We start from the raw sequence: 2837 nt of genomic DNA, 5'->3' as shown, positions 1-2837 counted from the left end.
GGACTCACGGTATCATAGCTCCGGACTTCTGGTATCCGTTCCTCCGGAACAGGGGTACATTTTCACCGTAATATACACCACCGGAAGCGGTAAGACCTATATGGCATGTGCTTTCGGTATGGAGGCATGTAAACACTATTACACCGTGAAATATGTCCGCCTTCCGGATCTATTGCTGGATCTACAGGCAGCCAGGGATGCCGGTACATTTACCAGCGTGCTCAAAAAGTACACGAAACCAGTTCTGTTAATTATTGATGAATGGCTCCTGCTCAAGCTGACCGAGTCCGAAGCCAGAAATCTTTTTGAACTGATCCACAAACGCAGGAAGAAGTCATCGACCATCTTCTGCTCCCAGTTTCGGGAAAGCGAGTGGTACCAGCAGATCTGTAGCGGTGAGAGCACTCTTGCAGATGCCATCATGGATCGCATTTCATACGACTCATATAAAATCAACATCGAGAGCATCGATCCATCAAGAGATCTTTCCATGAGAGAGGTATATGGCTTAGATCCAGCTCAGGCTGAGTAACTATCAACATATGGCTCCGTTAGTCCGGACAGGTGGCTCTCGCCACACCGGACTGGCGGCTCCGCCGCACCGTAATATTCATGCGAAAGTGGCTTAATTACTGGTAGAAACAGCATTTCTTATCCACAGGGATGTCTGAAGAGCCTATATAATTGAATAATCCGGTGTCCATATCCCTGCTGTCCGGTGACAGAACGAGAATGTTCAATAATCCATAATTTCAACGCCCTTCTAATCAATTAACACTTTAACTGAAAAGTTCCTCTAAATCTAATGTAGGTGCGATGAATGAAAATAGGAATTACAATTCCCACAACAGAATAAGCAATCCACCAATAACCATTATAAAATCTTATCGGAAAACTAGCAAGATTAATCCAATCCAATCCCAGTAATGCAATCCCTATTGCAGAAACAATTTTAAATGATAAAAAGTGAAGAACTAGAATCCATAATGAACTCTTTCCGCAAGCAATAAAAAATTTCCGCAAGCAATAAAAAAAATGAGAATCTGAATTTTTTATGAAGCCCGATAATCGATAGATAAGCATCCAACCAGCTATAGACATCGCGAGAAAGAATAGCGGATTTTTGATTATGTTATTTGAAATTGAAATATAACCATTGCTGTATCCCCATAATAGGGTTACCAAGGAAATTGTAACCTCGATTATTTCAACCTTAATTGTGTGTTTTTTCATTAACCTACAAAACTTAAATACGTTTCCTATATAGAATAAAATGTAAACTGTAAAAACATTACTAATGCCTCGAAGAGATATTCCATTTATAGATAAGCACCAACCGCAAAGCAGAAGAACTAATGCCAAAACACCCTGTAAAATCCATTTATATTTTTCACACGATTTCTTTGTTTTAGAAAAAACAAAAGCAATAACATAATCTGTTACTTTATACAAAACAACCGTAATAAACATTGTCCTTAAAAACCAGAAAGCTCCACCCATTTCTGTACTTGACAGCATAACGCACGATTTTATAATCTCTTTCAAAATATCAATGCTTGTAAATCGAACAGCAATTCTTTGAGGTTCAATGTTTGCAAGGACTTTTATCTCCGCATTGGTTGTATATATATTAAGATCTATAAACACATTGTTAAGAAGGCTAAACAGAGTATTACAGGCAAAGAATGGCCACCACAGAAACTTTAACTTTCGCTTTATAAACTTAATAAAGTTATTTTTTGTGTATTCGTTATCTCGTTTATATAAATATCCACTCGCGATAAAGAACAAAGCCATATGGAATAGAAGTACAAAATCAGAGTATGGTCCTCTTGCATGTCGAAATACCATCAAAAAGATACCAATACCTTTTAGAATATCAATTTGAGTATCTCTCTCCCCCCCCCCCAATTTTATAATTTAAATTGTTCATATCTTTAATCTCCTCACAGCTATACTTTAATATATCTGTACCACAAATATTTCACTTTTCCCTTCAGCGGAAAAATACTAAGACCACCCACTATTTTTGCAGATCGATCTAATATTGCTTCTGATTTCGGGGATATATATCGAAAGCATTGTTTTCCTTCAAGAAAAGATTCTAAACTTATTCTCAAAGCTTCTTCGACATCAATAAACTCAAACTGATTTCCAATAACAGAGAACAACTTTGTATTATCAAAAATACGATTGTATAGACGATCATATTTATATTGATATTTTTGTTCCTCAGCAATTGCCGCAGTTTCTGTATAAATAACAGGAACAGGCTTTTTCAGATATCTTTCCAGTACATTTGTATATATATCCAGAACTCTTTGCCACTGAATAGGTTTATTACCCGCAATATGAAAAATCTCACCTATTGCAAGATCGTTATTCATTAGGTAAAAAATGCATCTAGATACATCTTCCCCATACGCTAACGTCGTGTATTTGCTTGCAATATCTTTTGAGAACACAATTGGCTTTCCCTTGACAGCTCTTTGTAGCCACTGTTCTTTTTCATACCCCCCCAGCTGTAAACGTTCTGAGTCAAAAGTGATATATGGCCGTACAATTGTCCAGTTTCTTTTCTTATTGGTACAAAGTAAATTCTCTTGTCTCGCTTTGGTTAATGCATATTCATCCGTAGCCAAATAAACTTCATCCTCTATTATATCCAACAATCGATTAGAATTCTCTGTAATCATTTCTTTGCCAGCATCAGCGTATACTCGACTAGAACTCAGGTAAATATATTGCCTTGTATTATTTACTAAGACTTCCCATACCTTAAATGGGCTTCGCACCTTGAAAATTCAATATTTCAGCTAACAAAATAGAGATTTATG

3 protein-coding genes are annotated in these 2837 nt (G+C 36.7%); 1 reads left to right on the top strand and 2 read right to left on the bottom strand.

From position 1 onward, the window contains the following. Window positions 1-532 (top strand): ATP-binding protein (locus tag FGQ85_RS17995; protein WP_171028014.1); only part of this gene is annotated, 532 nt, incomplete at its 5' end. Window positions 533-771: 239 nt separating this feature from the next. Here FGQ85_RS17995 and FGQ85_RS17990 read toward each other — a convergent pair. Together FGQ85_RS17990 and FGQ85_RS17985 are read right to left on the bottom strand one after the other, a co-directional pair. Further along, complete coding sequence (locus tag FGQ85_RS17990; RefSeq protein ID WP_279233670.1) at window positions 772-1911, bottom strand: acyltransferase family protein; 1140 nt, start codon at window positions 1909-1911, stop codon at window positions 772-774. 41 nt (window positions 1912-1952) lie between these two features. Continuing rightward, a complete protein-coding gene (locus FGQ85_RS17985) occupies window positions 1953-2642 on the bottom strand; it encodes a hypothetical protein (RefSeq protein ID WP_138374144.1) in 690 nt (229 codons plus the stop codon). Window positions 2643-2837: the final 195 nt, after the last annotated feature.

The organism is Pseudoflavonifractor sp. BSD2780061688st1 E11, from assembly GCF_005844125.1.
GTDB lineage: Bacteria > Bacillota > Clostridia > Lachnospirales > Lachnospiraceae > Sellimonas > Sellimonas catena.
The sequence above is the reverse complement of the archived record's forward strand: the minus strand, read 5'-3'. Positions and strand labels throughout refer to the sequence as shown.